General features: G+C 69.9%; 4 protein-coding genes. All 4 read left to right on the top strand.

Annotated features, from left to right (window positions below):
* Positions 1 to 418: 50S ribosomal protein L11 (rplK, locus tag VIM19_09520; GenBank protein HEY5185119.1), on the top strand; the 418-nt coding region annotated here is incomplete at its 5' end.
* Positions 419 to 595: 177 nt separating this feature from the next.
* Positions 596 to 1,315 carry a 50S ribosomal protein L1 gene (rplA, locus tag VIM19_09525; GenBank protein HEY5185120.1) on the top strand — a complete coding sequence of 240 codons (720 nt, stop codon included), beginning with the start codon at positions 596 to 598 and terminating at the stop codon, positions 1,313 to 1,315.
* A gap of 278 nt (positions 1,316 to 1,593) precedes the next feature.
* Complete coding sequence (gene rplJ / locus VIM19_09530; protein HEY5185121.1) at positions 1,594 to 2,328, top strand: 50S ribosomal protein L10; 735 nt, start codon at positions 1,594 to 1,596, stop codon at positions 2,326 to 2,328.
* A gap of 74 nt (positions 2,329 to 2,402) precedes the next feature.
* On the top strand, positions 2,403 to 2,482 hold an 80-nt coding region (locus tag VIM19_09535; GenBank protein ID HEY5185122.1), incomplete at its 3' end, for a 50S ribosomal protein L7/L12.

Genomic DNA, 2,482 nt, shown 5'->3' on the forward strand with positions numbered 1-2,482 from the left:
GAAGGTCGCAGGCCTGATCAAGCTCCAGATCCAGGCCGGCGCCGCCAACCCCGCTCCGCCCGTCGGGCCGGCGCTGGGTCAGCACGGCGTCAACATCATGGAGTTCTGCAAGGCCTACAACGCCGCGACCGAGTCGCAGCGCGGCCAGGTCATCCCGGTCGAGATCACGGTCTACGAGGACCGCTCGTTCACGTTCATCCTCAAGACCCCGCCCGCTGCGAGGCTCATCCTCAAGGCTGCCGGCGTCGACAAGGGCGCCGCGAACCCGCGGACCACGAAGGTCGCGACGATCACCAAGGCGCAGGTCCGCGAGATCGCCGAGACCAAGATGGCCGACCTCAACGCCAACGACGTCGAGAACGCCATGCTCATCATCGAGGGCACCGCGCGCTCGATGGGCGTCACCGTCTCCGAGTGACGAGGGCCCTGGCCCGAGGAACCGAGGAGACAGACCAGCTCGTCTCCGACTGACGTCACCCACCGGTCGCCCCTCGGGGTCGACCATCTGCGCCGCCCCCGGCGCACCGACCAGCACGACGTGGCAGGGCCTCGCGCGGCCCGTCCGACCACGACTCCCACTCCACAAGGAGCAGCCATGAAGCGCAGCAAGGCCTACGACGAGGCGTCCGCCAAGATCGACAAGGACGCCCTGTACGCACCTCTCGCGGCCGTCCGTCTGGCCAAGGAGACCAACCCCGCCAAGTTCGACGCGACCGTCGAGGTCGCCTTCCGCCTGGGCGTCGACCCGCGCAAGGCCGACCAGATGGTGCGCGGCACCGTCAACCTCCCGCACGGCACCGGCAAGACCGCTCGGGTCCTGGTCTTCGCCAACGGTGAGAAGGCGGAGGAGGCGCGTGCCGCCGGCGCCGACGAGGTCGGTGGCGACGAGCTCATCGACAAGGTCGCGGCCGGCTACACCGACTTCGACGCCGCCGTCGCGACGCCCGACCTCATGGGCAAGGTCGGCCGGCTGGGCAAGGTGCTCGGCCCGCGTGGCCTGATGCCCAACCCCAAGACCGGCACGGTCACGATGGACGTCGCCAAGGCGGTCACCGACATCAAGGGCGGCAAGATCGAGTTCCGCGTCGACAAGCACTCGAACCTGCACTTCGTGATCGGCCGCGCGTCGTTCACCGACGAGGCGCTGGTGGAGAACTACGCCGCGGCGCTCGACGAGGTCCTGCGCCTCAAGCCGTCCGCCGCCAAGGGCCGCTACCTGAAGAAGGCCACCGTCACCACGACGATGGGCCCCGGCATCCCGGTCGACCCCAACCGCACCCGCAACCTGATGACCGACGACGAGGGCCAGGCCTGAGCGTCGCGTGACGGCCTCGGCCGTCGACTGATCGAACCGTGGCCGGGGGCGGGCGTTTTGACCCGCCCGCCCCCGGCCACGTACCCTGACACGAACCGAAGACCGCCGGTCGTCGGACCGCCCACGTGGCGTGCCGACCGAAGCTTCCGCTCATGAGCGGAGGGCCAGCGCAGGTGAGGACCCGGCTCCGCCCCACACGGGCGTGGCCCGAGCCCCGCGCCTGCGCGGGGCTCTTCTGCTGTGCGGGGGCTTCCGGCCGGAATGCTGGAAGGAGATCCATGGCGCGGGCAGACAAGGAAGCCGACGTCGCGACGATCGCGGAGCACTTCCGCACGTCGAACGCGACCGTGCTGACCGAGTACCGCGGCCTCACCGTGGCGCAGCTGAAGACGCTGCGCCGATCGCTCGGTGAGACCGCCAACTACGCCGTGGTGAAGAACACGCTGACCAAGATCGCTGCAAAGGAGGCGGGCGTCGAGGGTCTCGACGACCTGCTCGCCGGCCCCAGCGCGATCGCCTTCATCAAGGGCGACCCGGTCGAGGCCGCCAAGGGTCTGCGTGACTTCGCCAAGGCACACCCGCTGCTGGTGATCAAGGGCGGCTACATGGACGGCAAGACGCTGTCCGCCGCCGAGATCGCCAAGCTCGCGGACCTCGAGTCGCGTGAGGTTCTCCTCGCGAAGCTCGCTGGGGCCATGAAGGCGTCGCTGTCCCAGGCAGCCGCGCTGTTCCAGGCCCCGCTCGCACAGGCGGCTCGCACCATCGAGGCCCTGCGCGTCAAGGCCGAGGCTGACCCCTCGGTCATCGGTGGTGCGGGCGCTGCTGCGCCGGCCGCCGAGGCTCCTGCGGTGTCCGAGGAGGCGGCCGACGAGGTCGTCGCCGTGGCCGCCGAGGAGGTCGTCGTGACCGAGGAGGCTGCCCCCGAGGCCGTCGCCGAGGTCGTCGAGGAGCCCGAGACCGCGTCCGCCGACGTCGTCGAGGCCACCGAGGACGCCGACACCACCGAGGGCTGACGCCCCACCTCACCCCCATCCGAGATGGACGTTGCGGCCCCGGCCACGACGCAAGAACGAAAGGACCGCCGATCATGGCGAAGCTCAGCACCGACGAGCTCCTTGAGGCATTCAAGGAGATGACCCTCATCGAGCTCTCCGAGTTCGTGAAGCA

This window comes from Actinomycetes bacterium (assembly GCA_036510875.1).
GTDB lineage: Bacteria > Actinomycetota > Actinomycetes > Prado026 > Prado026 > DATCDE01.